This is a genomic window from Mahella sp. (assembly GCF_020054945.1).
In the GTDB taxonomy this organism is placed as follows: Bacteria; Bacillota; Clostridia; order Mahellales; family Mahellaceae; genus Mahella.
Window position 1 is genome coordinate 1 of sequence record NZ_JAIHAU010000022.1, and the last position, 25,003, is coordinate 25,003.

Here is a 25,003-nt window from a genome sequence, read left to right on the forward strand (position 1 = left end):
TGACCTGTAATGCTTTATATGACTTGCTTTCGCAAGCCTTTGAGTCCCTACTTTCCACTATATACCCGTTTTTGTCCCCAGTTATTTATTCTATATAACAGCTCAAGGCAACCACATCCTCACATTACAATTTTTGAGTACTTTCTAAAACTCCGAAAGCACTTAAAATCTATGTTAAAGGCTCGACTGTTTATGTCTTACCTCCAACATTCACCTTTTTGTCACCGCTCAAATCCCTTATATTAGTCGTTCTTCCAGGTCATGATATCATCCTTCGTTTTCTTCTTTCCATATATAAGACTATCTTATAACATAAAAGTTGCATTTTTTAAAAAACTATTTCCCTATAATAAACAACGCTGAGACATTCTTACTAACTATTTCTATTTTACCTCTCTAAACAAATATTTGCAATATATCTAAAGATATATTTTGGCATTTTCATAAACACCCGTCTTTAGGAGTTAACACCATGTTTGTTTAGGAATAATTTATATATTTACGGCCTTGAAACCAGCGCAATTACGCGCTTTTTTTGTTGTCAAAAATAATTTCAATATGACATTATCATAAAATCATAATAGGGGGAGCAAAAATTTTATTTGCATTTTTATGCATTATTATGTATAATTATTAATATATTAACCATGTGTATTTTGGAGGACATAATAATGGATTTAAACCTTTACGAATATAAAGCCAAAGACGCTTTTAAGTGTAAGGACTTGCTATCGATACACGACCTTACACAGGATGAGGTATATCAGATTCTAAGCCTGGGCCTGAAACTTAAAGCTCAGTCAAAAGCCGGTATACCGCACCCCTTGCTCAAGGGTAAAACACTGGGCATGATATTTCAGAAATCATCAACGCGCACGCGCGTTTCGTTTGAGGTAGGTATATATCAGTTGGGCGGCTACGGACTCTTTTTGAGTAGCAACGATCTGCAACTGGGACGGGGTGAGACCATCGCCGATACCGCTCGTGTTTTATCACGCTATTTGGACGGCATCATGATACGCACGTTCAAGCAAAAGGATGTCGAGGATTTGGCTTATTACAGCTCTATACCGGTTATAAACGGCCTGACAGACCTCTTGCACCCGTGCCAGGTATTATCCGATTTACTGACCGTATACGAAAAAAAGCAAAGATTTTCGGGCTTGAAATTAGCATTCATAGGAGACGGCAATAACATGGCCCATTCGCTTATGTTCGGCTGCGCCAAAGTAGGTATGGATATAGCGCTGGCATGCCCCGAGGGTTACAAACCTGATGATGATATAGTCAAAGCCGCCAAGGCCGATGCACAGCTATCGGGCAGCCATATAACAATAATGACCGACCCTGCGGAGGCTATAAAAGGCGCCGACGTGGTTTATACCGACGTATGGGCCAGTATGGGGCAAGAGGCGCAAATGCAGGCGCGTAAAAAGGTCATGCAGAATTATCAGGTAAACGAGTCTCTCTGGCAATTGGCAAAGCCAGACGCTATATTCATGCATTGCCTGCCGGCTCATCGCGGCGAAGAGGTAACCGAGGCTATTATAGACGGATCGGCATCGGTCATTTTCGATGAGGCCGAAAACAGATTACATGCTCAAAAAGCCATAATGGCGCTTTTGATGGCGTAAAAGGAGGATTGTTATGGAAATTACAGTTAGAAAGGCCGCTTTAGAGGATGCGGCATCCATTTATGATATAATACAGGAGGCCTTCACAAAATATCAGAAAGACCTCAATGCGGATGCCAAAGTGGCCGCTTTATACGAAACAGTAGAGGATATAAAGCGCGACATAGAATGCAAATGCGTTTTGATAGCGTTTTTGGGCAACATACCGATAGGTACCATACGCTATGAGATAAAAGCCGACGGCACCGCTTATTTGAGCCGTTTCGGCGTGAGACCGGCTTATCAGAAGTATGGAGCCGGCACCGCTCTGATGAGAGCCTTAGAGCAGGATGCTGAAAAAAATGGGGCCACCGCCATAGTCCTCCACACCGCCTTAAAAATGAAACACCTTATAGACTTTTATCAACGCATGGGCTATTATGTGGCTTCCACATCCGACGATACCGGCTATATACGCGCTTTGCTGCGCAAACCGCTGCAACAACAAGCTGAAGCGATCAGTCCTTCATGATCTCTGTCTTATTTGGGCTGTTTCGACCTTCTGTCATAGGCGGCCTTCCCTCAAGTATGGCCAACGATATTTCTATATCCTTCACACATAACTTTTGCAATATGGTGCTCCACGCAATTTTATACCGTGCCGTTCAAACCATTCATAATAATCCTCTACATCGGCTTTAGCCGTTGCCGCATCGGCCTCAAGGCCGGCTATAGCATTCTTTAGCAGCATTTTCACTTTGTACCCGGTATCGGCCGATATGCTGTAACGCCATATAAACACCGTAAAATATCCGCCCTCCGATTGCCCTTTCCATACGAGCGGCTCCCATGGGTTCTTTGTCTCTTTATACCTGCAGGTATTCTCATCAAAACCGGCGTTGTTCAAATAGTCATTGGCAAAATCGTCCCTCAGCCACGTTTCTATGCTCTTGCCCAGTATATCATTTATCTGGGCTTCTATGCCTGCGCTTCGGCTACCGAAGTTGGCATATATAGCACTGTGCATGCATTCCGCCACATCGCACAGGGTCGCTATCCCGTCGCTGCAGCCGCTAATGATGCGCCGGGCCAATGTTTGAAGGTATCGGGCCACCAATTGATCATCCGCCGGTTCCCTCACAGACCGGTGCCTGCCGCCAATTTGCTCCGATATATGCCGGCGGTCGGCTGAGCTTATACCGTACAGGTCAAATATCGCCTCGTCTATGGCATCGGCCATTCCCCCAACAGATAAATTATAATCATGCAGCTTATCCCGAAATGCTTTGCAAAGCCCGTACATATCCGCCGTATTGCCCAGCGATAATTGCTCGGATATGCTATCGGTTTGGTATAGCTCGGACAGCACATCGTATTTATATAATTGCTTTTTTAATTCCAGAATGGCCTTTACCATTTCGGTCACCCTATTTAACGTCTCTTGGTCAGGCTCTTTAAGCGGTAGCCTGCATACATCGCCGACCTGAAAATTAACTGTTGGATTAAGCATGGTCATAAAATAGCATGCCAGCTTTGAATTCACAAACCCTAAGAGATAATAAAGGTCGATGCCTTTGGAGAAGATGCAGGAACCTCCCACATCGAATATCCAGCCCGGTGGCAGGTATCTCGCATTGAAATTATCGTATGCTATCAAGCTGAACGTTATGCCCTCGCGAAAGTAATATTCTTTATTCCTGATAACCGAACCTTTGAATTTCTTTATCTCGTTTCCGTTATCCGCCCAATCGATGACAAAATCATTCCGTCCAAGATACTTATTATAACCCCCTCCTTTAGCATACGGTATCCAGCGTCGGCCGACCTCGTCCGGTAAAACCTCCCACCGCATATATACGAATCTATTATTGCATCCTGTAGCCAGCCCTTGTTTGACATCGGCGTAATAAGGCGACAATGCCGGCACATCGTTTAATATTTTCAATATATCGGCCGATGCGTTATATAAAAACCTTTCGCCGTCCAATGACTTGAAAATACGTTGTTCCCTTACATACACATACCTGTCATCTATGTAGTATAATGCCTCTTTCTTATCTTTAACCCTTCGCAGATCGTAAAACCGGCTTAATCCCCTGTTTTCTGCATCATTGCGCGCTATGAGCACGGCCACGCTTACATTGGCATTTGCGAATACATCATTGCCCAAATGCACAAGTTTATCTATATATAGTTTATCCAATAAAATACGGCGCAATTTTTCAAACCTTTTTATGTATAGATATGTATCGGGCGTAATATAACCCAAATAGCCCTCGGGGGCTAAAAGCTCCAACCCTCGTTCAATAAACGCCGCATAAAGGTCGGTTTTGCTGTGGCTGTACCATTGAGCAATATTCCCCCTTAAATCATCGGTCATTTTGCGATTATTTAAATAAGGCGGATTGCCGACCACCACATCGTATAGTTGTCCCTCCAGCTTATCGTGGATGCCGTGCCGCGCCAGACTGCCCATATCGTGATCCGAGCAGATTATGTTTATAGCCGGCGCATCCGCGTCGGCATTCATACTCCTTGCCTTCATATAGAGGTTTAAACGCGCTATGCGCACGGCCATGGAGTCTATATCCACGCCGTATATATTTTTATCCAAGATACTGCGCGGTATATCTTCGGCGGGCACGCGGCCTTCTTGCACATACATATCATAAAATCTATCGAACGCGTATAATAAGAATGAGCCGCCGCCGCACGACGGGTCCAACAGCTTTATAGCTTCTACTCTTTTACCCGTTTTGTGCCAATAAGGCGTCAGCGTATTGTCTATTATGTATTTTACTATCCAATCATATGTATAAAACCGAGTTTTAGAATTGGGATCGGCGCTGTTCGCACAATGCCGGTAGATCCATGCCACTATATCATCCTTAAGCCAATCCTCTCTGCTTATGCCGCGCGACAGTATATGGGCAAGCTTTGGCACACAAGCGGTATAAGCATTGCGATCGCAAGCTTGAAAAAGAGGCTTGACCGGATCCGGCAAAGCCTCGATTATATCCCTCAAAGTCATCCGCCCGGCTATCAAGTCGTCGGCGATCGGGGGTACCAGCCCCCGCCGCTCCAACGCGATAGCCGCGCATACGGCTATAACCGCATCAATATCGCATCCGGCACTCAGCAGCGGTCTTATATCCTTTACAGCAGAATATATGCCGTTCAACTTTAATGCCTACTCCTGTTGTTCATCAAATAATACTTTGATGTGTACCGGCCCTTTTATATCGTCGCAATTAACCAGATACAACACATCGTCTTTACCATAGCCATACACTGTGCCGTTGACATATATGCCGACAGGCTCCTTAAGCGATACCAAACCGAATTGCCCGCCCTCGGCCAATATGACGTCCATAACCCCTCCTGTGACCGAAGCGTATTTTATAGCGGCCGATGATATATATTTATCGATTAACCCTAGTATAGCACGACCGTCATTTAACGGGACCATCTGATATAACGCTACGCCATTGTCGTTGAGCTCGAATGAAATCTCATCTTTTTGGCTTATAACCCGTGCCGAACGGCTGAAATGCTCATAGACGGCCACGTCGGGCATCGTCAATCCCGGTATATCCGAAGGTCTTACGCTGCCCCTCACCGTTAACCCTTCATTATTTATATTGAAGGCTGCTATTATGCCCGCATTGCCAGCCTTGTTCCATATTTTAAGCGGGGTAGGTTCGCTGCACGGATCTTTCATCAGGCAATCGGCCGTAGGCATCCCCGGACGCTTACAGCGAAGTATGCGTCCATTGGAAAGCATCAGCGGCTTTAGTACATCGCCGGATGTTTTGCCCACCGGATCGCTTATATATACAGGTCCACCGCTTATCGCCCTGAGCACCGCATTGTTGACAGCCTGCGGATGGGAAGTCCACCACATATCCCAGTCTCCCCATACGAAATTGCCGTATATATACGAATTATACGCGTTCTGCAGCGCATGCTCCCTAAAGTTGCCCTCGTTATTCGGCAAGAAATCATCGCTATTGCGCGATACAGCCGATGCCCGCCTGTGCCACAAATCCTCCTGTGCCATACCCATACAATTTATAATTAAACCGCTGAAATTAAGCCCCACAGATGCTTCCATGGCGTCATGCATACCGCTTGCCGCCCTTGCCGCAGCCATATTATACTTAACAAAGTTGATCAGTGAACTTTGATTATCCACCTTGACGAAATCCACGCCTTGGCTCGCAAGATACGAATGCCATGCGTTCCAGAAAGCAAATCCCTTGGCCGCGTCAGGATAAGGAATGAGTCTGCCGTCCTTGGTCGTATATATATTCTCCTTAAACTCCTTGGCCAATGCGCTATTTTTAGCTATTCCGTCCCAGTATCCGGTAAAGGCATGCCACACCCCTACCCAATTGACCCCATACTGCTCCTTCAACTTGGCTACAGTGCCGGCCAACCCCTCGGGGAATTTATCGTTATCCGCACCAAAGGACTTGAGCTTTCGATCCTCGGTCTCCGACCACCCATCGTCTATTATAAACCAGCGCGCCGGTATACCTTTATCATGGAACTCCCGGGCCTTGTCCAATAAACCCTGATGATTCACGTCATGGTAAAAAGCATCCCAACTGCACCAACCCAGGTATTCCAATTCCTCCGGATATGGTCGTTGGTCTATGGTTTTGCCCGGAATCTTAAGAGATTTGAGCCCAGCAAAAGACGATGTTTTAACCAGCTCAAACGGATCGCCATCCGATGCCAATACAAAAGCCAGCGTATCGCAGCTGTTGTAGCCCATATCATATGCGGAAAGCGCTATCTCTATGCCGCTGTCCGCGCCGGATAATTCCGCTCCGAACATCTCGTCGCATACGGGCAGGATATGATGGTACATAGCACCGTCTTTCCATACCAATGATTGGGTACGCGGTGGTATTTTCTCTATATTCGTATCAAACCACGGCCTGGTCCACCATGCCTTATGCAGGTAATTGGCCATGAGCCCTTCGACATTGCCGACGGCATCTATATGTAACTTCACACCGCCTATAGGATCTAAAAAACCCTTCTTCAGATCAGCGCGCACCCTAAACAGCGTGGCGCCGCGGTAGGCGCGAAACATCAAGCTAAGCGACAGGTCGTCGTCTCCGTACTCGGCCGTATCCGAGTCGAAATTTCTAAGCGGCAATTCGTATATACGGCCATCTACATTCACAAGCGGTTTTAAGCCTTTTAAAACCATCCTATCTTCCAACGTAACATCCAAAGTTTGGTCTCTATTTAATACTATATTATACATGCTGAATTTCGCCTCCCGACGTTATTATGCAATTATTATATCACAAACATGCCCTGCTATTATATTTTTTGCCCGCGTGTCCTAATAGGATGTTCGCACCAATTAAAATAGCCTGTTATTCATGAATAACAGGCTATTTATAATCCGATTATTTTTCACCGCATAACTTTAACAGATTGTCCCATTCCTTATCTACATAAGCCTGGAATTCGTCTATAAGATGACGGTTTTGCGGTATAAACATATGCTTAAACCTGCCTTGCGGCTTGAGCCAGTCCTCCACAGGGCGCTTATTCTTGGGCTTATAGCTCAGATGATATTCGCCGTTTACCACCTCATAAAGCGGCCATACGCACGTATCCACAGCTATCTCTATAAGCTCCATCATTATAGCGGTGTCATATCTCCAGCCTCTCGGGCATGGAGCCAATACGTTCAAGAATGCCGGCCCTTGTGTGTATATAGCCTTCTCCGACTTCTCATACAAATCTCTGAAATTTTTCATCGGAGCGGATTGCCCCACATACGGTATACCATGGGCCGCCATTATCTTGGTTAAATCCTTTTTATATTGCAACTTGCCCGGTATCACCGAACCCGCCGGCGATGTGGTGGTATCGGCAAACTTAGGCGTCGACGATGAACGCTGTATGCCGGTATTCATATAAGCTTCATTATCGTAGCATACATATACCATGTCATGCCCGCGCTCCATGGCGCCTGACAATGATTGAAAGCCTATATCGTAGGTACCGCCGTCTCCTCCGAAAGCTATGAATTTTGCATCATACGGTATCTTTCCCTGCTTTTTGAGAGAAACATATGCCGCTTCCGCACCTGACACCGTCGCCGCGGCATTTTCAAAGGCGCTGTGTATATATGAATCCTTCCATGCTGAATAAGGATATATGCTGCTAGATACCTCAAGGCAACCGGTAGCATTGGCTACAACGGCATGGTCCTCGGTCTTTAATGCGCGAAGTACAGTGCGCACTACCACAGGAGCACCGCAGCCGGCACACATTCTATGTCCGCCTGTAAACCTTTCGGGTTTCTGCGCTGTTTTCTTGAAATTATATGGCATACTTACACCTCCTATTCCCTTATGCCCAAATAGTTGTATAAATTGTCTATTTGTCCGCTGTCTGCTATTGTCTGCAAATGATCGTAGACCCGCTTTACATCGTAGACGCCGACGTCGCGGCCTCCCAGACCGTAGATGTAATTTATAACTTTAATACCATCGGCTTTACCGTACATAGCGCTGCGCACATCGACGAATATAGGTCCGCCTGCCGCCGAGAATCCCTCCGCTTTATCCATAACGGCCACCGCCTTGACATGCGATAATGCCTTGACTATCTCATCGGCCGGGAAAGGTCTAAACAAGCGTATCTTCAACAATCCGGCCTTCACGCCCTGTTCACGCAGCATATCCACCGTATCCTTGGCCGTACCGGCCGTAGAATTGGCTATTACTATAGCTATATCGGCGTCATCGAGCTTATACTCTTCAAACAGACCATACTGACGTCCTGAAATCTTGGCGAATTCGTTTTGTACGTCGATCAACACCTGTTTTGCATTTTTTATAGCCTCAGCCTGCTGGCGCTTATGCTCGAAATAAAATGCCGGCAGATCGAACATACCCATGCTTACCGGATGCTCTTTATCCAAAAGCGAATATTGGGGTTTGTATTCGCCTACAAAGCTTTTAACCAGGTCATCTTCAAGCAGCATTATATTTTCCACCGAATGGCTGGTTATAAAACCGTCATAGCATATCATGACCGGAAGCTGAACATCGGCATGCTCGGCCACCCTTATAGCCATTATAAGGCTGTCATAGGCCTCCTGATTGTTTTCATTATATATCTGTACCCATCCGGAATCCCTGGCACCCATAGCATCGCTATGGTCGTTGTGAATGTTTATAGGCGCGGACAATGCTCTGTTGACCGTCGTCATAACGATAGGCAAGCGCATGGAAGCCGCTATATAAAGCATCTCCCACATCAAAGCCAGTCCTTGGGAAGACGTGGCCGTCATGGTGCGTGCTCCGGCAGCCTCGGCACCTATGCAGGCGCTCATGGCGCTGTGCTCGCTCTCTACAGCAACAAACTCCGTACGAACCTGACCGTTAGCTACAAATTGGGAAAAGTATTGTGGTACCTCCGTAGACGGCGTTATAGGGAATGCCGCCACCACATCAGGATCTATCTGTCTCAACACATATGCCGCAACCCTTGCAGTGATCATAATCATATTTGATTTTACCGTCATCAGTGGGCATTATCGACGTATCGGGACAAGTTGGCCAGCACAAAAGGCAACCGGTGCACTTATCCTCGATTAAAACAGGGCGCATGGTACGCCAATCACCGGTAGTGAAAGCTTCGGCTCCGCCCGCCCACGGCGCTATACCTCCCGGCGTTATGTCGCGCCAGCTTATATCCTCATTTACTTCCTCTATTTTTTTAATCTCGCTCATGATATTATTACCTCCTCCATCGACCTCTTCAAAGCCCGCATATTCCCATCTATAACCTCGGGCTTGGTGGCGAATTTATGATGGAATGATTCTTCCATGCTCTTTATAAACTGCTCCTTCTCGACCAAACCGGTCATAGCCATTATAGCTCCCAGCATTGGAACATTGGGGAAATACCTGCCCAACTCCTCTTCGGATATCTTCTTGGCATCGACCGTACCCACTTTGCCTTTGTAATCTTTTAGGTAATGTCTTATTTCCTCCGGCGACTTAGGGGTATTTATGACTATGCCGCCTGTTTCCTTTAGACCTGCTGTAACATCTACCGCCGCAAGAAGTGTTTCGTCCACTACTACCACATAATCGGGTTCATAGATATTGGAATGCACCCTTATAGGCTCATCGCTTATCCTATTATAAGCTGTGAGCGGTGCGCCGGAGCGTTCGGGACCATATTCAGGAAAGCCCTGAATATATTTACCGGTGTTGAAAAGCGCCTCGGCCAAAAGCAACGAAGCCGTCTTTGCACCTTGACCTCCACGGCCATGCCAACGGATCTCTATCATCTTTCCCATATGATGTCCTGGTTTATAATCAAACCAGGTCCACACCTCCCTTATATATTGATAAACTATTAGTTTTAACAATGCAATTTTTATAAGTCAAAAATTTTATTTTAGTATCAGCTCCTATGTAGCCCCAACCTTTCATATTATAGCAGTAGCGTACAAGTAATGTCAAGGAAAGGCTAAAAGTCGCAAAATTCAAAACTCGATGCCATCGCAGCGATCACATTTGCCGCATTTAGGAGAAACCAGTTTCTCTCCAAAGTAATTCAATATGTAATTCCGACGGCAGACGGATGTTTTGCAGTAATTCACCATGCTTTCCAATCGTTCCATATCATATCGGCGTTGCTTGTCATACGCCGATACGTCGACCGGCCAATATTCAAATGATTTGCTCCTGTCAGGCAGCCTGTACGCCCTTTGCCAAGTACCTTTAACCGGCAAACGCTTTATGGCTTCGGCGCGTTCCAACACCTCCAAAGCCACATTCACCGCCGAGGCTGATACACCGTCGGGCAATGACGCTGCCGTTTCTTTTATCCCGAGTGTCACAACATCGCCGTCTGAACGGCAAAGCATATTATAGACGGCCCGTACAACCTTTAGATTCGGATAATTATTATTTATCATAAACTCCTGTAAATGTTTATCCGACGGCTTATAAAGCAGTATGCAGCATGCCGGCTGTCCATCCCGTCCCGCTCTGCCGGCTTCCTGATAATAGGCTTCCAAGCTGGCCGGCATATTATAGTGCAGCACAAAACCCACATCGGGCTTGTCCACCCCCATGCCGAAGGCATTGGTGGCCAATATGACAGGCAAACGCCCTTGCATGAAATCGTCCTGCACGCGTATGCGCTGTTGATCGCTTAAGCCGGCATGATAAGGAGCCGCAATAATACCGGCACGATTAAGCCTTGCGGCCATCATTTCGGTTGCCTTTCGCGTAGCAGTATACACTATGCCCGGGAATCTGAGCTGACCTATCGTATCCAAAATAAAAGCCTCTCTTTGGCTCTCGGACGATACCGCCTTTACTATAAAGCGAAGATTGGGACGTTCAAATCCCGTTACAAAACATCTGGGGCGCACAAGCTTTAATTGCCGTATGATATCATCTCTGACATACGGCGTCGCGGTGGCGGTAGTAGCTATAACCGGAGGCCGTCCGGTATATTCTATGGCCTGAGCCAGTTGCAGGTAATCCGGTCTGAAATCATGCCCCCACTGCGATATGCAGTGCGCCTCGTCCACCGCAAACAATGATATATGTACTTCTTTCAAACCTTCCAAAAAACGCTGGCTGCGAAATCTCTCGGGTGCAACATATATGAGCTTATAATATCCTTTTTGCAAACGCCTCATACATTCCTGCTGTTGAGCCATCGTCAGCGTGCTGTTCATAAAAGCGGCCGGTATACCGTTATGCCTCAAAAAATCCACCTGGTCTTTCATAAGCGCTATCAATGGCGATACCACTATGGCCGTACCGGGCAAAATCAATGCGGGCAGTTGATAGCAGAGCGATTTGCCGCTGCCGGTAGGCATGACCGCCAATGTATCCTTGCCGTTCAATACCGAGCGTATAACAGCCTCCTGCTGACCGATAAACGCGTCATAACCGAAATATCGTTTGAGGTAGATCAAAAGATTATCGGTTTCAACGGCCATGAATCACCGTCACCAACACCTGTCTTGGGCGCGGGCCGTCGAATTCGCAGAAATAAACGGCTTGCCAGCGGCCCAGCTCAAGTTTGCCGTTAACAACCGGCACTATTTGGGAACAGCCGAAGAAACTTGATTTTATATGGGCATCGGAATTACCTTCAACATGAGCATAATTACCGTATCTAGGCACAGCTTTATTGAGGTATTCAGCCACATCGGCCATCACGTCCGGATCGGCATTCTCATTGATGGTAACGCCGGCCGTAGTATGCGGCACATATATCATGCATATGCCGTCGCTTATATCGGAACGATCTACCAGAGTCTGGATCTCGCTTGTAATATCGATGAATTGCTGCCGTTGCGTGGTAACGACATCCAATTTCTCCATAAACATATCTTTTCCTCCAAATGATAAGCTCTAATCTACAAGCCTATTATACCCTCAGACAGATTTTATTGCAAACAGCAGTTATATAAAGAGCCGACGAATATTCGTCAGCTCTTTGTATGGTAAAAAGCATTACTTATGGGTATCAGACAGCAATTTGCCGCCGGCGCCTATGTTATCCATGCTATTCTCGCGTATTATTATGCTGAAAGCCTGCTCCGGTATGCCCAGCACCTCGTGGGCCGTCTGGGTCAGCTTGGCTATCAATTCGGCTTTTTTATCCTTGCTCATCTGAGGGCCATCGAATTGGATAAACGGCATATGTATCATCTCCTTTCGTTTTTTCCCGCCAAAGCTTATTATAACACCATAATCGCTACATTTTCCTCATTTATATAAGCTCTTCTTCCAGCATAGCGCATAATGTATGGTACACCGGCATATGAAGCTCCTGCACGTCCGGCGTGTCTATTGCAGGCACTTTTACGGTTATGTCGCATATACCGTCCATTTTACCGCCGCTTCTACCGGTAAGCCCCACAGTATCCACTCCGACTGCCTTAGCTACATATAACGCATCTATCACATTGGCCGAATTGCCCGATGTGCTTATACCTATCAGCACGTCGTGCTTATTGCCCAGGGCATAAACCTGCTGTGCAAAGATTAATGAAGCATCCACATCGTTGGCAAAAGCGGTAAAAAACGCATCTTGGCCAACAAGCGCTATGGCCGGCAGAGCTCCCTGAAGTTTGGAGGCTATATAACGCCCCCTTTCTCCGCCGATATCCTCTATAGAATGACTTATCTCATCGGGCAGAGGGCGGCTCTTCAGGAAACCTTTCATCAATTCACCCACTATATGTTGAGCATCGGCCGCGCTCCCGCCGTTGCCGCATACCAGAATCTTGCCGCCGCTCGCCAAATCCGCAGCTATGAGTTCAAAAGCCCTTTCTATATCGCCCCTGCACGCATCCAGCGACGGGTAACGTTCTATGAGGCGGTCCAGATGTTTTTTGGTATTCTCTTTCATACTATATTCTCCCTCCAATTCTCTATAGCTATCGACAGGCTGGCATAATCCCCTATGGCCTCGCCCAAGCCAGGCGTCATTATACTGCAGCACCGAGCCGCTATAGGCAACGCTTCTCGCTCTATTACTTTTTCGGCTTCGGGCTGCAGTATATCGCGGCAGCGGGCAAATATGCTGCCTATGATAATCCTCTCGGGATTCAATATATCTATTATAACAGACAATCCATATCCGAGATACTTACCCGATGTCCTAAGTATCTCTATTGCTAAAGGATCGCCGCCGGCAGCAGCTTTACCGACGTCCTCCGCGGTTATACTGTCGGCCTGTTCAACCGTGGGGCAAAATGCCACGGCCTTGCCGTTTTTAATGCTATCTTTTATCATTTGAGCAGCCAACTTCGCTATGCCGCCGCCGCTGCAAAAGCCCTCGAAAGAGCCCGCTTTACCGTAACCCATCGGTCCGTCCGGCGCCAACCGTATATGGCCTACCTCGCCTGCCGTATCGGTAATGCCGCTGTACAAGCGTCCGTTTAGTATCAGCCCTGCTCCCATACCCGTACCAAAAGTCAAAAATACCATATTATCGCATCCCACTCCGGCACCGAAGCGGTGTTCGGCCAAAGCACATGCATTGGCATCGTTTTGCAGATAAGCCGGTATACCGAAACGCCGGCTCATTATATCGACAATATGCACATTATCCCATCCGGGCAGATTAGGCGGCGACATGACGATGCCTCTGCGGCTGTCTAGCGGGCCACCGCAGCTTATGCCTATAGCGACCACTTCCGGTCTCATGAGCTGCTGCGCCATTGCCGTCAGTTTGTCCAACATTTGCTCTGGCCCTTTATCGGCTTCCGATGGTAATTTGACCTTTTGTATTATGCGCCCATCGGATGTGCCGAGTATCGCCGCGAGCTTGGTACCTCCTATATCCAACCCTATGAAATATCTTACCATCTCATCATAGCTCCAGCATATCGGTTTCGGTTATTTTCTCATCGCTGTTTAACGGTATCTTATACGTTTTGATCTCGCATACTCCAAAGTGCGCTGCCCATTCCCTGTCAAATGCCGGCAGCTTTATCACAGCATCGGTTTCTTTGCCAGCCGTTTCGTAACATCGCACTATTATAGCGTCCCTGTCTTCACTCAACTTCATCACCGTAGCCTCTACATTTTCAGCGTCTATGGAGATAAAGCCCTGCGCCCCGATCTGTGTGCCTTTATGCCATGTGTCAATCACCCATGGTATGGGAGCATTTAATTCATGGGCATATTTTACCGTTCGACTTTGCTGCCAATCGCCTCTATGCGGGTACAGCACATAGCGGAATTCATGGACGCCCTGATCGGTGTATTCGTATTCTTCTTCAGGATTCGGTTTATGCGGGTCATGTTGAGCGTATACAGGGCTTCGGAGCACCGTTATCCTCATATCAGTGCCATCTATATCATAGCTGTAGAGGCTGTCGGTCGCTATAGACAGCCCATAGTCTCCATTGCTGTCGGTTACATCTATCCATTGCTGACCAGGCTCTTCTTCGCCATCTGCGGGGCGTTGTATATAGCCGTAAGGTATCTCATACGCGGCCTGCGGTTCTTCAACATTAACCGGAAAGCTGATTTTAAGCATTTTGTATTTTTCATGCCAGTCCACCTTGACCCTGCATTCTATATAATCAAGGTCAGCGTACATTATGAAATCCTGCGTTAGCGTTGAACAGCCATATCGGTTTTTAACGCGTAATCTTGAGCAAACCGGCCCTTGCTCTATCACTTTTATCTCGGCATCGGCAAAGCGCCCTATCTCATCTTTGAATCTAAACACCCCATGCGACCATGTGTCGCTAGGATCGTATATCACCACCGGAAGAGCCGCAGGTCCGGCAAATACCTCTTTGCCATTTGTTTTATCGTACAGGCGTTTTATCCATCCCGTGCCAGCATCTATTTCCATACGATAGTATCGGTTTTCAATGCTATCCTTGGTTATAGCCACCGGTTTCGGATTCTGCTCTTGTTTGCCTAAAAATACCCTGTAAAGTTTATATCCCATAGGAGGCAGCTTATCTGTAAAGGTTATACGCAATCTCCCGTTTCCTACGGTGGCAGATGTTTTAATAAATTGTGATGCTATTTCTCTGCCATCGGCATCGGTTATGACCGCTTTGGGTATGCCATCCTCAAATTTTGTCCCTTGCATCTCGAATTCTATAGGAGCTTGCCTTTCCCACGAAAGCGGATTAAAAGCTATGAGAGGTATGCCTTCTCCTTCGGTATTTATATGCCTTATAACGGCATTTACAGCATAATTCAGGCTTTCGTCGGCCAATTTGAGCGATTGTCCGAAGAAATCCCTCGCATCTTCGTAAGCTTCTTTTATAGATGATCCCGCCATAATATCGTGAAACTGATTGAATAGCACATTATGCCATGCTTCTGTTAATTCCCGCTGCGGATACGGCGCATTGAACATGGTATGGGCTATGAGGCTGAATTCCTCAGCAGTCGTCAATAGCTGCTCGCATCTTCTGTTCATTGCTTTAACCCATGCATTTACAGAATAGCAGCCGCTAGCATGATGCTGCAGGTCGTCGGTTACCGTCGGCAATGTCGGATGGTAAGCTCTGAGGGTTTCAAAGTATTGATCGGGCGAGCTGAATGCAACACGAGGCATATTAGGATCGGCGGCCATCTGCTTTATCAAGGCTATATTCTCTTTTGTAGGCCCGCCCCCGTGATTACCTACGCCGTAAAACTCCATCATATCATTTACGCCATCGGGAGCCATATCGGCTATCCGCTTGGCCATTTCCTCTATATGGGTACTGCCTACATTATAGGAAAACGGTATACGATATGTAAGGACACAGCTTCCGTCGGCGCTCTGCCACCAAAATACATCGGGTAACCCGGGCTTTTCATTAGGACCCGGGCGCATAAAGACATAGTTATCCATGCCGCTCTTCTTCAATATCTGCGGCAGCATAGCGTTATGACCGAATGAATCCACATTATAACCTGTCTTGGCCATAACACCCAGCTTTTCCCTGAAATACCGCTGGGCATAAAGCGCCTGGCGTACAAAGGATTCTCCTGAAGGTATATTGCAGTCGGGCTGCATCCACCATCCGCCCGCTACCTGCCAGCGACCATCCTTCACCCTCTGCTTTATTTCTTCAAACATATCGGGATCAGCCTGCTCTATCCATTTGTATACAGCCGCTTGTGCGCATGTGAATATAAAATCCGGAGTCTCGTTCATGCGGTCCAAAGCGGAACGGAATGTCGACCATGCCGCTTGAAATCCTTCCTGCCACCGCCATAACCACACAGGATCTATATGGGCATTGCCTATCATATGTATCGTTATAACTCTCTGTTCCATTAATTTACCTCCAAAACCTCTACTTCTCATTAATCCATCTTATTTTGAATTTAGGGTCATTTTGAGTACATCTATCGGTTGTAACCGTTATTTCCCGCTCTTCGTCGGGCATCAATACAAAGTAATTTGATGAAAACCGCACGAAATCCGATGGATTTTCTCCATACAAAAACACTCCCATCGCGGTTACCGGCGAGTCATTCCTTAAAACCCACACATTTCGGTCAATATCCGCCTTAACCGCTGTAATATTCGCCGGCGGCATATCCTTTATTGCTTTAAATGGATGTTCGCTATCGACGGTGAAAATATATGTGTTCTCGCCCATTATACCATATTTATTATCCGATAATTTCGCTTTTACAAAGAATATATTGCCTTCACAACCTTGTATCTTCCAGCTAATCTCATCTATAGGTATAACCGGCCCGTCCCCTCTTTTATCCCAATCCGCCGCGAAGAGCAGATTGCCATGCATGTCGGTTATCTGCGCGCTTACTTTGAGATCTTTGGCTTCATCGCCGTCACATGTCACATAAATATACCCATTGAATACCTCGCCGGACGCATAACAGATTCTATCATATTTTAACGACACATGGAATCCCGAGTAGGCATTTTTTATCCAATAGTATGCCGGTTTCGGCGTGCCATCATATTCTATTATCGACGTATTGGCATTGTTCGGATAGGGTTCATTGCCCATCCAGATGATGAAACCGGAGGAAAAAGGCTCCCTTCTCCTGGTGGCTTCAACCGCATACCTCAATGCCTCGGCTTGTATATAGCGGCTGGCCTCTATGTATCTTGGGAGTTCTTCCTTGGTCCATTCTCCGAAAAGCTCGGTTAACTGTTTTATTTGTATCCACCATGCACCGCGATGCATCCATAATATATTGGTTTCATCGGGCGGCCACAATTCGTATCCACCCTTGTACTTTTCCAATGTCTCCAACCTTGAAACAGCAGGACAGCCGGTTTCCGAACGGAAGAGCGAATCATCCCCGTTAAAGAAACGATAATGAGCCGGTTCACCCATGTATTCCCATGGACCATGTATATCATGATGCACATTCTTGCCGAAATTTTCCTCGCTGGCTGCAAAAGTAGGCCCCGATGGGCTGGTGGGCAAAAAGTATTTGCCCGGATCCATCTTGTTTACCAATTCTTTAAGCATCTTTATGTTTATGTGATTTTCATTTACAGGTACATTGTTCTCCCACGTGAGCTCGTTGCCGCCGCACCATATTATATGGCTGGCATGATGCCTTCTGCGTCTTATAAAAGTAGCGGCTGCCTCTTTTAATTTCTCCAGAAAATCCGGATCATCCGGAGGCGTATTATTGAGCCCGCTGGACGATTGCGGGAACTCCTGCCATACCATTATGCCCATTTCGTCGCAAATATTATAAAATGCCTCTTTCTCGAGGACAGCTCCACCCCATACTCTCAGTATATTGCAGTTCATGTCCTTAAAACGCCGCAAATAATTTTTATAATCTTCCTCGCTTACCGCTCCATAAAATGGCGATATAGGCACCCAGTCCACACCTCGCAAAAATATGCGTTTCCCGTTGAGCAAAAGTGTGTATGGCAGAGCGCTTTCCGGCGAACCTGGATTGTGCACGAACTCTACGCGCCTAAAACCCACCCTTTTTAAAGCATCGTCACATATGACGCCTCTTTCATTGCGGACAATGAGCTCGATATCGTAAAGCTGCTGCTGTCCGAAGTTATTAGGCCACCATAATTTTATATCATCCAGCTCTATTCGATGCTCCACTCTTTGTCCTTTTGCCGCTAATAAACTATTATGAAATTCTTTTTCGCATATCAATTCCCCGTCAAATAAGACTTTATAGGTGAACGCATATACCCCCGAAACATCTGCATCCACCTCCACGTGCGCATTTACCACGCCTTTTTTTAAATCATCGTCTACCGATGTTTCAGGGAAAAAATCCGTTATACGGGCATAATCATATACCTTTATGTAAACATCCTCCCATATGCCTACGGGAACTATACGAGGACACCAGTCCCACTGGTAGTTAAAGCGCGATTTCAATATTTTTATCCTGTCAGAATATCCTATCTGGCCATCCACTTCAGGAGTGATATAAAATACAACCCTCAAAAAGTTGATTTCATCTTTTTTCACGATAGCCGTTATATCAAATTCATGTGGGATGAACATGCCGGAAAACTTCCCGAGCGGGATGCCGTTCAGATATACCTCACCATGATAATCCAATCCATCAAAGCACAAAACATACCTTTCCCCCTGCTTATCCGGCGGAATGACGAATTCTCTGTCAATAAACCATTCTCTATTGTTGACCCATTCATCGAGGTCGCTATCCAAACCATAATTGGGGTCCTTCAGTAATCCGGCTTTTATAAGATCGAGTTGGACGGCTCCCGGTACGCTGGCTTCTACCGTAGGTACACAACCTTTTATCTTGACGCCGGTCTCCATAGATCTTATCTGTCGCCACTGATTCTTCCAAAATCCCGTAACTCGCCATTTATCACCGTTTAGTAAGATGTTTTTGCTCATGTCAACTAACAACCTCCTATTATCGTATTTGAAAACATTGACCTATTGTATCCATTGAAACTTGCGAGTGCCATCTTTGCATAATGTATCCAGTTTAAGCAACCGCTTTCTATATCATATATTATATATCCGTTTAGGATTTTCTTTGAATATCATATCTGCGAACCTCTTCGCTTCATCTATATCGAAATAACCGTCTTTAATTTTTTCTGCCAGCACATGCGACACAGTCTCTCTTGCCACAATAACATGAGCAAATGTATTTTCCACATGCATAAAATCCCCGCCGAAACCTATTATTTTATTTCTAGGTATCATCTCTATTGCATCCGATAGCATTCTAGCGGCTTTTGACGGGCTTATTATATAAATCCATGAAAAATCCGCTATCGCATTCGGTATATTTTTGACTATAGAGAAATACTCCTCCTGATAAGGAAATCCGCCGTGCAGAAGCACAAAGGTAGCATCCTTATGTGCAGAAAGCACAGGGATAATGTCAGAAACCCTGCCGTCCGCAACGCTGTAAGGCCCCGCGCAAGCAGAAGGCTCCACATGGCCGGTATGAATTTGTATAGGAATGTCGTGTCGTTCCATTATATTTATTATATGATTAAATATATAATTCTCAAAATTAAACATGCGGCCGGAGCAAGTATCAAACTCCCTTTTAGCTTCCTCAAAAATATAATCGTGCAAATTTAGATCACGCCAGTACGGTATGCCGAATTTTGCCGCCACAATCCCATGATCTATGCATTTCTGGCAATAATCATCCACATACTCGACATAATCGGAAAATCCGTATTCTTTCTTGCCATGTTCAGCACGCCTCCGATTAACCAGTTTTATATGATCAGCCCTCATTAAAAAGTCTAAATACACCATCGGTTTAAGAAAATCGGGGTAATCAAAGCTTCCGTCATCTACAACAATAGCCTTTTCGATGTTGGCCCTTTCCACAAGCACTTCTTTATACCAGCCGTCATGCTGTGAACGTTCTTCAACCATTCTATCCAATTCGGGGAGGGTATTTCTATCTATTTTATCTATGCCGTATAGTTCTTTTGCAAATAATGGTATCAGTTTGGCATAGGTTGTATTCGACGTATTCTCAAAGTATCGCAGGAAAATATCATATTTTTCGCTTTTAGGCACTGTATTATCGCTAATCAATACATCTAAACCGGATGACACCATATCGGACTCGAAATAATGCAATAAACCGAAAAAGTCGGTCTTTTCCCGTTTTCTTCTATCGGGATACACCAGATGCTCATGGGCGTCTATTATACTTAAATTTTTTATATAATCACGAATTTCCTCCATAATAACTCCCAAAATGCTCTAATTTATTGAAAATATTCAATCTATCTCCCATTTCCTCTTTCACAGAAAGTACTTGGAAGAATCCACGGGGCAGAAAATCATCTGCCCCATGATTTGTTAGGCCTATCCCCCATATTTAGTACCAATGTACCGCCATCAACAATGTCTTCATGAGTAAACCATGGCTTATTCAATGGCTTGTTGTTTAACTCGGCAGACTGGATATATTTGTTTTTATTGGAAACATTAATAGCCTTTATTGTAAAGACTTTACCATCATCCATGTGAATTTTTATTTCTTCGAATATCGGACTTCCGATATCGTAAACAGGCTTGCCAGGACACACCGGATAAAAACCCATTGCAGAAAATACAAACCATGACGACATAGCACCGCCATCTTCATCACCGCATATACCCAGTGGGCCATCACCATACCATATATCCATTATCTCCCTTGCAAGACGCTGTGTTTTCCATGGCTGCCCCGCATAATTGTACAGATAAGGGATGTGAAAACTCGGCTCATTCCCCTGGGCATATTGGCCAATCAAACCTGTAGAGTCCGGAAATTGCCCAAGAAACCTATATTTAGGTTTACCATATTGTTCTGTAAATAAAGCATCCAATCGCTCGGCAAATTTTTCTTTACCGCCCATGAGGTCAATGAGGCCATCGATATCGTGTTGTACGTGAAATGTATATATCCACGAATTACATTCTGTAGTATAATCCCTTCCTCCTAAACCTCCACCTAATTTAGGATCAAAATCCTCGACCCACTGACCATCGGCATCCTTTGGAGCCATAAATCCTATCCGTTCATCATACAAGTTTTTGTAATTTTGCCCACGTTTTGTAAAATACTTATAATCTTCTTCTTTATTCAATACCTTTGCCATTTGAGCGACGCACCAATCGTCATAAGACCACTCCAGTGTGACAGACACAGCCTGACGTCTCTCAAAAGGATGGACATCTTCTACTGTCTCTTTTTCTCCTTTGGCCAACGACGGGAAAAAGCCTTTTTCAAGGTATACCTCATCGAGTTTTGTAAGCGGGCCCTTTCTCCATGGTAATTTTGTGCATTCCATAGCATTCTTTTTCATGGCTTCATAAGCTTTTTCTGCATCAAAATTTCTATAGCCCTTCATATATGTATCTGCTATAAAAGCCGCTCCGTGATTGCCGACCATTGCATTAGAATCTCCTTCCAGCTGCGGAAACGTCGGCAACCATCCTGTGCTTTCGTATATACGAAGGTATGATTGTATCATATCTATCTGTCTTTTGGGATCAATAAGCAACTGCAAAGGATGCATGCAGCGATAGGTATCCCATATGCCATCATTCACGTAAAAATCGTAACCTTCACTGTTATGAATTTTTTTATCGTAATTGCTGTAATATCTGCCGTATTCGGTCACATTCACCATACGAGTCATAGCCCTGTAAAGCGCGGTATAAAATATAGTACGCTGTTTTTCGTTTCCACCCTTAACTTCTATGGCGTTTAATGCTTTATTCCATATCTCTCTGGCTTGACTTTTAATGCTCTCAAAATCCCAATCGGGTATCTCAGCTTTAAGATTTTGACATGCTTGCTGCACATCTATATAGGACAAACCTATTTTTACTTCGATGCATTCTCTATCCGATATTTGATAATTCGCAGCAAATCCTGCTTTTTCTGCTTCTAACTTAAAGGTTTTTTGCTCAACAATTTCTTCTCTTTCTTCTTTACGGATGCTATATTTTTCAAATGGCCTGGAAAACTCCATATAAATATAGCGCTTCATACCGTTTAATATCCCATATCCTTTTACTATTCTAGAATCTATTACCTCAATTTCTCCCATGTCCAATGCATTGATAAGTATGTTAGAATTTATTGAGGTGGGAAAAGTAAAACGATAATATATAGCATGATGTGTAACAGTGTACTCGACAACGACATCATAATCTTCCAGCAAAACAGTATAATAATAGGGAGTCCCTGTTTCAAAGTCGTGATCAAATGACGATGCGCATTTGGAAGGTTTGATATCTTGGCAATTTACTGTAGGCATAATTGTACATGCGCCCACAGGAAATCCGTATATTTTATCAGCCAAGTATACATCCGCTACCCCCGGTGTAAAGACAGGGGAGGCTTGAACCATGCCATGCGGAAGCATTACGGTGGGAGATGTAGCAGTAAGTAAATGGCCTATAGATCCGATATACGGATTAACGTAATCAATAGGATCCTTATTGATCCCGATTCCCATTATATACACTCCTTTACTCATTTTATTAAGATGTAAGAATTTTTTCACAAAGATATCCAAATTGCGTGAAATCCGGAGTAGTGGTTCCTGCCTCTGCAACTATATAAATATACCTATGATAAAACAGAATGAGGATGAACCGCTCAACGAGAGTATATCACAATGCCACGGCCGTTGACAAGAATATTTTGCCCCAACTATGCCTTCCCACCCAGTGATGATATAATAGGTATAAACAATATTATCAGGAGGAACATCATTATGAACCACGAAAAAAACCCACCCGCTTATAAAGACGTTTCCTTATCATTTGAGGACCGGGCAAAGGATCTCGTATCCAGAATGACGTTGCCCGAAAAAATATCTCAAATGATATATGACGCACCGGCTATACCAAGATTGGATATATCGGCATATAATTGGTGGAACGAGTGTTTGCACGGCGTGGCCAGAGCCGGCATAGCTACGGTATTCCCTCAAGCTATAGCGATGGCTGCTACTTTTAATGCTGAATTAATATACAAAGTAGCCGAGGCTATATCCGATGAGGCCAGGGCCAAGCATCACGAGGCTGTGCGGAATGGCGACAGAGGTATATATAAAGGGCTGACCTTCTGGAGTCCTAACATAAATATATTCCGCGATCCGAGATGGGGCAGAGGCCATGAAACCTACGGTGAGGACCCATATCTGACCGGCCGCATGGGAGTGGCGTTTGTAAAGGGCTTGCAGGGCGATGACCCAAAATATCTTAAGGTAGCGGCTACACCGAAACATTATGCCGTACATAGCGGCCCCGAAAGCCAGCGCCATTCTTTCGATGCCAGAGTAAGTATGAAAGACCTGAGGGAAACCTATCTGCCGGCATTTGAAGAATGTGTAAGGGAAGCCAAAGCCGCTTCAATTATGGGAGCATATAATAGGACTAACGGCGAACCATGCTGCGCCAGCAAGACACTGCTTAAAGATATACTACGGGATGAGTGGGGCTTTGATGGATATGTCGTATCCGATTGCGGCGCCATCAGCGACATACATATGCATCATAAGGTCACCAAAACCGCTGCCGAATCCGCCGCGTTGGCAGTGAATAACGGCTGTGAACTAAACTGCGGCAAAACATACGAGTACCTGTGTCATGCCGTTGAACAGGGGCTCATATCCGAAGGAACCATCGATCAGGCTGTTATCAAGCTGTTCACAGCGCGCATGCGGTTGGGTATGTTCGATCCGCCGGAAATGGTCCGATACGCGCACATACCGTACGATGTCAACGATTCACCGGAGCATAGGGAACTAGCTCTGGAAACCGCCAGGCAATCCATTGTTTTGCTAAAAAACGAAGAAAATATTTTGCCGTTATCCAAAAATCTAAAAACTATCGCCGTAATAGGGCCTAATGCCGATGACCTTGATGTACTTGTAGCAAACTATTTCGGAACACCATCCAAATATGTAACGCCATTGGAAGGTATAAATAATAAGGTATCGCCTGATACAAAGGTATTATATGCTAAAGGATGCGAGGTTACCGGTAGCTCTGTTGATGGCTTTGATGAAGCGGTAAACATCGCTAAAATGGCTGATATCATCATTATGTGCCTTGGCTTGTCGCCCAGAATAGAAGGTGAGGAAGGCGACGTCGCCGACTCAGACGGTGGTGGCGACAGATTGCACATCGATCTTCCCGGCATGCAAGAGCAATTGCTGGAAACAATATATAACACCGGCAAACCAATAGTGCTTGTCCTATTGAACGGCAGCGCAATAGCTGTCAATTGGGCACATGAGCATGTACCGGCTATAATCGAAGCATGGTATCCCGGTGAAGAAGGCGGTACGGCGATAGCCGATGTTCTGTTCGGCGATTACAATCCGGCAGGGAGATTGCCTATAACCTTTGTACGTTCACTGGATGATCTTCCTCCGTTTACCGATTACAACATGAAAGGAAGAACGTACCGGTATTTTGAGAAAGAACCTTTATATCCCTTCGGTTATGGCCTGAGTTATACGAGTTTCAAGTACAGCAACCTGCGGCTAAGCGCCACGCGATTGCCTGCAGGCAGTAACCTGGACATAAATGTAGATGTGGAAAATACAGGCAAACTAGCAGGCCACGAAGTAGTACAACTTTATATAAGCGATGTAGACGCATCGGTTGAAGTGCCAATACGCCAACTGTGCGGCATACGGCGCATAGCTCTCGAACCGGGGCAAAAGCAAACCATCAGTTTCACCATAGAACCGCAGCACATGGCCTTATTCGATTATGAGGGCAAACGCATATTAGAGCCCGGCCAATTTATAATTGCAGTCGGAGGGCATCAACCCGATGAACGCAGCAAATCGTTAACAGGCAGCGATGTGCTCACAAGTGCGTTTGAAGTCATATAAATACTGTT

Annotated in this window: 18 protein-coding genes; 3 read left to right on the top strand and 15 right to left on the bottom strand. The window is 45.6% G+C overall.

The window, feature by feature from the left end:
* Positions 1–671: 671 nt before the first annotated feature.
* Both argF and JG770_RS05855 read left to right on the top strand, forming a co-directional pair.
* Positions 672–1,634, top strand: coding sequence for an ornithine carbamoyltransferase (gene argF / locus JG770_RS05850; RefSeq protein WP_291956419.1), 963 nt, complete (start codon positions 672–674; stop codon positions 1,632–1,634).
* Positions 1,635–1,647: 13 nt separating this feature from the next.
* Positions 1,648–2,145: a GNAT family N-acetyltransferase gene (locus tag JG770_RS05855; protein ID WP_291956422.1), complete on the top strand. Its 498-nt coding sequence runs from the start codon at positions 1,648–1,650 to the stop codon at positions 2,143–2,145.
* Positions 2,146–2,226: 81 nt separating this feature from the next.
* Here the strand turns inward: JG770_RS05855 and JG770_RS05860 are convergent, their stop codons facing one another.
* The 15 genes from JG770_RS05860 to JG770_RS05930 form a co-directional block, all read right to left on the bottom strand.
* Positions 2,227–4,794, bottom strand: coding sequence for an N-6 DNA methylase (locus tag JG770_RS05860; RefSeq protein WP_291956424.1), 2,568 nt, complete (start codon positions 4,792–4,794; stop codon positions 2,227–2,229).
* A 9-nt stretch (positions 4,795–4,803) separates the two neighbouring features.
* Positions 4,804–6,894, bottom strand: a complete 2,091-nt coding sequence (locus JG770_RS05865; RefSeq protein WP_291956427.1) for a Sip1-related alpha-galactosidase — start codon at positions 6,892–6,894, stop codon at positions 4,804–4,806.
* A gap of 148 nt (positions 6,895–7,042) precedes the next feature.
* The gene (locus tag JG770_RS05870; protein ID WP_291956430.1) at positions 7,043–7,978 is read right to left on the bottom strand and encodes a thiamine pyrophosphate-dependent enzyme; all 936 of its coding nucleotides are present in this window, start codon (positions 7,976–7,978) and stop codon (positions 7,043–7,045) included.
* Between the two features lie 11 nt (positions 7,979–7,989).
* Positions 7,990–9,159, bottom strand: a complete 1,170-nt coding sequence (gene porA / locus JG770_RS05875) for a pyruvate ferredoxin oxidoreductase (RefSeq protein ID WP_363320936.1) — start codon at positions 9,157–9,159, stop codon at positions 7,990–7,992.
* The gene (locus JG770_RS05880; protein ID WP_291956436.1) at positions 9,104–9,385 is read right to left on the bottom strand and encodes a 4Fe-4S binding protein; all 282 of its coding nucleotides are present in this window, start codon (positions 9,383–9,385) and stop codon (positions 9,104–9,106) included. Before JG770_RS05880 ends, porA begins: the two co-directional genes overlap by 56 nt.
* Positions 9,382–9,960: a 2-oxoacid:acceptor oxidoreductase family protein gene (locus tag JG770_RS05885; protein ID WP_291956438.1), complete on the bottom strand. Its 579-nt coding sequence runs from the start codon at positions 9,958–9,960 to the stop codon at positions 9,382–9,384. The genes JG770_RS05880 and JG770_RS05885 overlap by 4 nt, the downstream gene beginning before the upstream one ends.
* A gap of 189 nt (positions 9,961–10,149) precedes the next feature.
* Positions 10,150–11,625, bottom strand: a complete 1,476-nt coding sequence (locus JG770_RS05890) for an ATP-dependent DNA helicase RecQ (protein WP_291956441.1) — start codon at positions 11,623–11,625, stop codon at positions 10,150–10,152.
* Complete coding sequence (locus tag JG770_RS05895; protein WP_291956444.1) at positions 11,615–12,019, bottom strand: secondary thiamine-phosphate synthase enzyme YjbQ; 405 nt, start codon at positions 12,017–12,019, stop codon at positions 11,615–11,617. The genes JG770_RS05890 and JG770_RS05895 overlap by 11 nt, the downstream gene beginning before the upstream one ends.
* Before the next feature lie 126 nt (positions 12,020–12,145).
* Entirely contained in the window at positions 12,146–12,334 is a 189-nt protein-coding gene (dmpI, locus tag JG770_RS05900; RefSeq protein WP_291956447.1) for a 4-oxalocrotonate tautomerase DmpI, read from the bottom strand.
* Positions 12,335–12,404: 70 nt separating this feature from the next.
* A complete protein-coding gene (locus tag JG770_RS05905) occupies positions 12,405–13,046 on the bottom strand; it encodes an SIS domain-containing protein (RefSeq protein WP_291956448.1) in 642 nt (213 codons plus the stop codon).
* Entirely contained in the window at positions 13,043–14,008 is a 966-nt protein-coding gene (locus JG770_RS05910) for an ROK family protein (RefSeq protein ID WP_291956449.1), read from the bottom strand. The genes JG770_RS05905 and JG770_RS05910 overlap by 4 nt, the downstream gene beginning before the upstream one ends.
* Before the next feature lie 4 nt (positions 14,009–14,012).
* Positions 14,013–16,439, bottom strand: a complete 2,427-nt coding sequence (locus JG770_RS05915; RefSeq protein ID WP_291956452.1) for an alpha-mannosidase — start codon at positions 16,437–16,439, stop codon at positions 14,013–14,015.
* A gap of 19 nt (positions 16,440–16,458) precedes the next feature.
* Complete coding sequence (locus tag JG770_RS05920; RefSeq protein ID WP_291956455.1) at positions 16,459–18,999, bottom strand: glycoside hydrolase family 2 TIM barrel-domain containing protein; 2,541 nt, start codon at positions 18,997–18,999, stop codon at positions 16,459–16,461.
* Between the two features lie 114 nt (positions 19,000–19,113).
* Positions 19,114–20,328: an amidohydrolase family protein gene (locus JG770_RS05925; RefSeq protein ID WP_291956458.1), complete on the bottom strand. Its 1,215-nt coding sequence runs from the start codon at positions 20,326–20,328 to the stop codon at positions 19,114–19,116.
* 98 nt (positions 20,329–20,426) lie between these two features.
* On the bottom strand, positions 20,427–22,598 hold the full coding sequence (locus JG770_RS05930; protein WP_291956461.1) for a GH92 family glycosyl hydrolase: 2,172 nt from the start codon (positions 22,596–22,598) through the stop codon (positions 20,427–20,429).
* A 261-nt stretch (positions 22,599–22,859) separates the two neighbouring features.
* Here JG770_RS05930 and JG770_RS05935 point away from each other — a divergent pair, with 261 nt between their 5' ends.
* Positions 22,860–24,995: a glycoside hydrolase family 3 C-terminal domain-containing protein gene (locus JG770_RS05935; RefSeq protein WP_291956462.1), complete on the top strand. Its 2,136-nt coding sequence runs from the start codon at positions 22,860–22,862 to the stop codon at positions 24,993–24,995.
* Positions 24,996–25,003: the final 8 nt, after the last annotated feature.

What these genes read in the sequence shown, in the direction of transcription:
- porA (WP_363320936.1), bottom strand. Translation starts at nt 9,159, where the DNA reads ATGATTATGATCACTGCAAGGGTTGCGGCATATGTGTTGAGACAGATA.
- JG770_RS05915 (WP_291956452.1), bottom strand. Translation starts at nt 16,439, where the DNA reads ATGGAACAGAGAGTTATAACGATACATATGATAGGCAATGCCCATATA.
- JG770_RS05870 (WP_291956430.1), bottom strand. Translation starts at nt 7,978, where the DNA reads ATGCCATATAATTTCAAGAAAACAGCGCAGAAACCCGAAAGGTTTACA.
- JG770_RS05855 (WP_291956422.1), top strand. Translation starts at nt 1,648, where the DNA reads ATGGAAATTACAGTTAGAAAGGCCGCTTTAGAGGATGCGGCATCCATT.
- JG770_RS05890 (WP_291956441.1), bottom strand. Translation starts at nt 11,625, where the DNA reads ATGGCCGTTGAAACCGATAATCTTTTGATCTACCTCAAACGATATTTC.
- JG770_RS05895 (WP_291956444.1), bottom strand. Translation starts at nt 12,019, where the DNA reads ATGTTTATGGAGAAATTGGATGTCGTTACCACGCAACGGCAGCAATTC.
- JG770_RS05925 (WP_291956458.1), bottom strand. Translation starts at nt 20,328, where the DNA reads ATGGAGGAAATTCGTGATTATATAAAAAATTTAAGTATAATAGACGCC.
- dmpI (WP_291956447.1), bottom strand. Translation starts at nt 12,334, where the DNA reads ATGCCGTTTATCCAATTCGATGGCCCTCAGATGAGCAAGGATAAAAAA.
- JG770_RS05910 (WP_291956449.1), bottom strand. Translation starts at nt 14,008, where the DNA reads ATGGTAAGATATTTCATAGGGTTGGATATAGGAGGTACCAAGCTCGCG.
- JG770_RS05865 (WP_291956427.1), bottom strand. Translation starts at nt 6,894, where the DNA reads ATGTATAATATAGTATTAAATAGAGACCAAACTTTGGATGTTACGTTG.
- JG770_RS05930 (WP_291956461.1), bottom strand. Translation starts at nt 22,598, where the DNA reads ATGGGAATCGGGATCAATAAGGATCCTATTGATTACGTTAATCCGTAT.
- JG770_RS05880 (WP_291956436.1), bottom strand. Translation starts at nt 9,385, where the DNA reads ATGAGCGAGATTAAAAAAATAGAGGAAGTAAATGAGGATATAAGCTGG.
- argF (WP_291956419.1), top strand. Translation starts at nt 672, where the DNA reads ATGGATTTAAACCTTTACGAATATAAAGCCAAAGACGCTTTTAAGTGT.
- JG770_RS05935 (WP_291956462.1), top strand. Translation starts at nt 22,860, where the DNA reads ATGAACCACGAAAAAAACCCACCCGCTTATAAAGACGTTTCCTTATCA.
- JG770_RS05905 (WP_291956448.1), bottom strand. Translation starts at nt 13,046, where the DNA reads ATGAAAGAGAATACCAAAAAACATCTGGACCGCCTCATAGAACGTTAC.
- JG770_RS05885 (WP_291956438.1), bottom strand. Translation starts at nt 9,960, where the DNA reads ATGGGAAAGATGATAGAGATCCGTTGGCATGGCCGTGGAGGTCAAGGT.
- JG770_RS05920 (WP_291956455.1), bottom strand. Translation starts at nt 18,999, where the DNA reads ATGAGCAAAAACATCTTACTAAACGGTGATAAATGGCGAGTTACGGGA.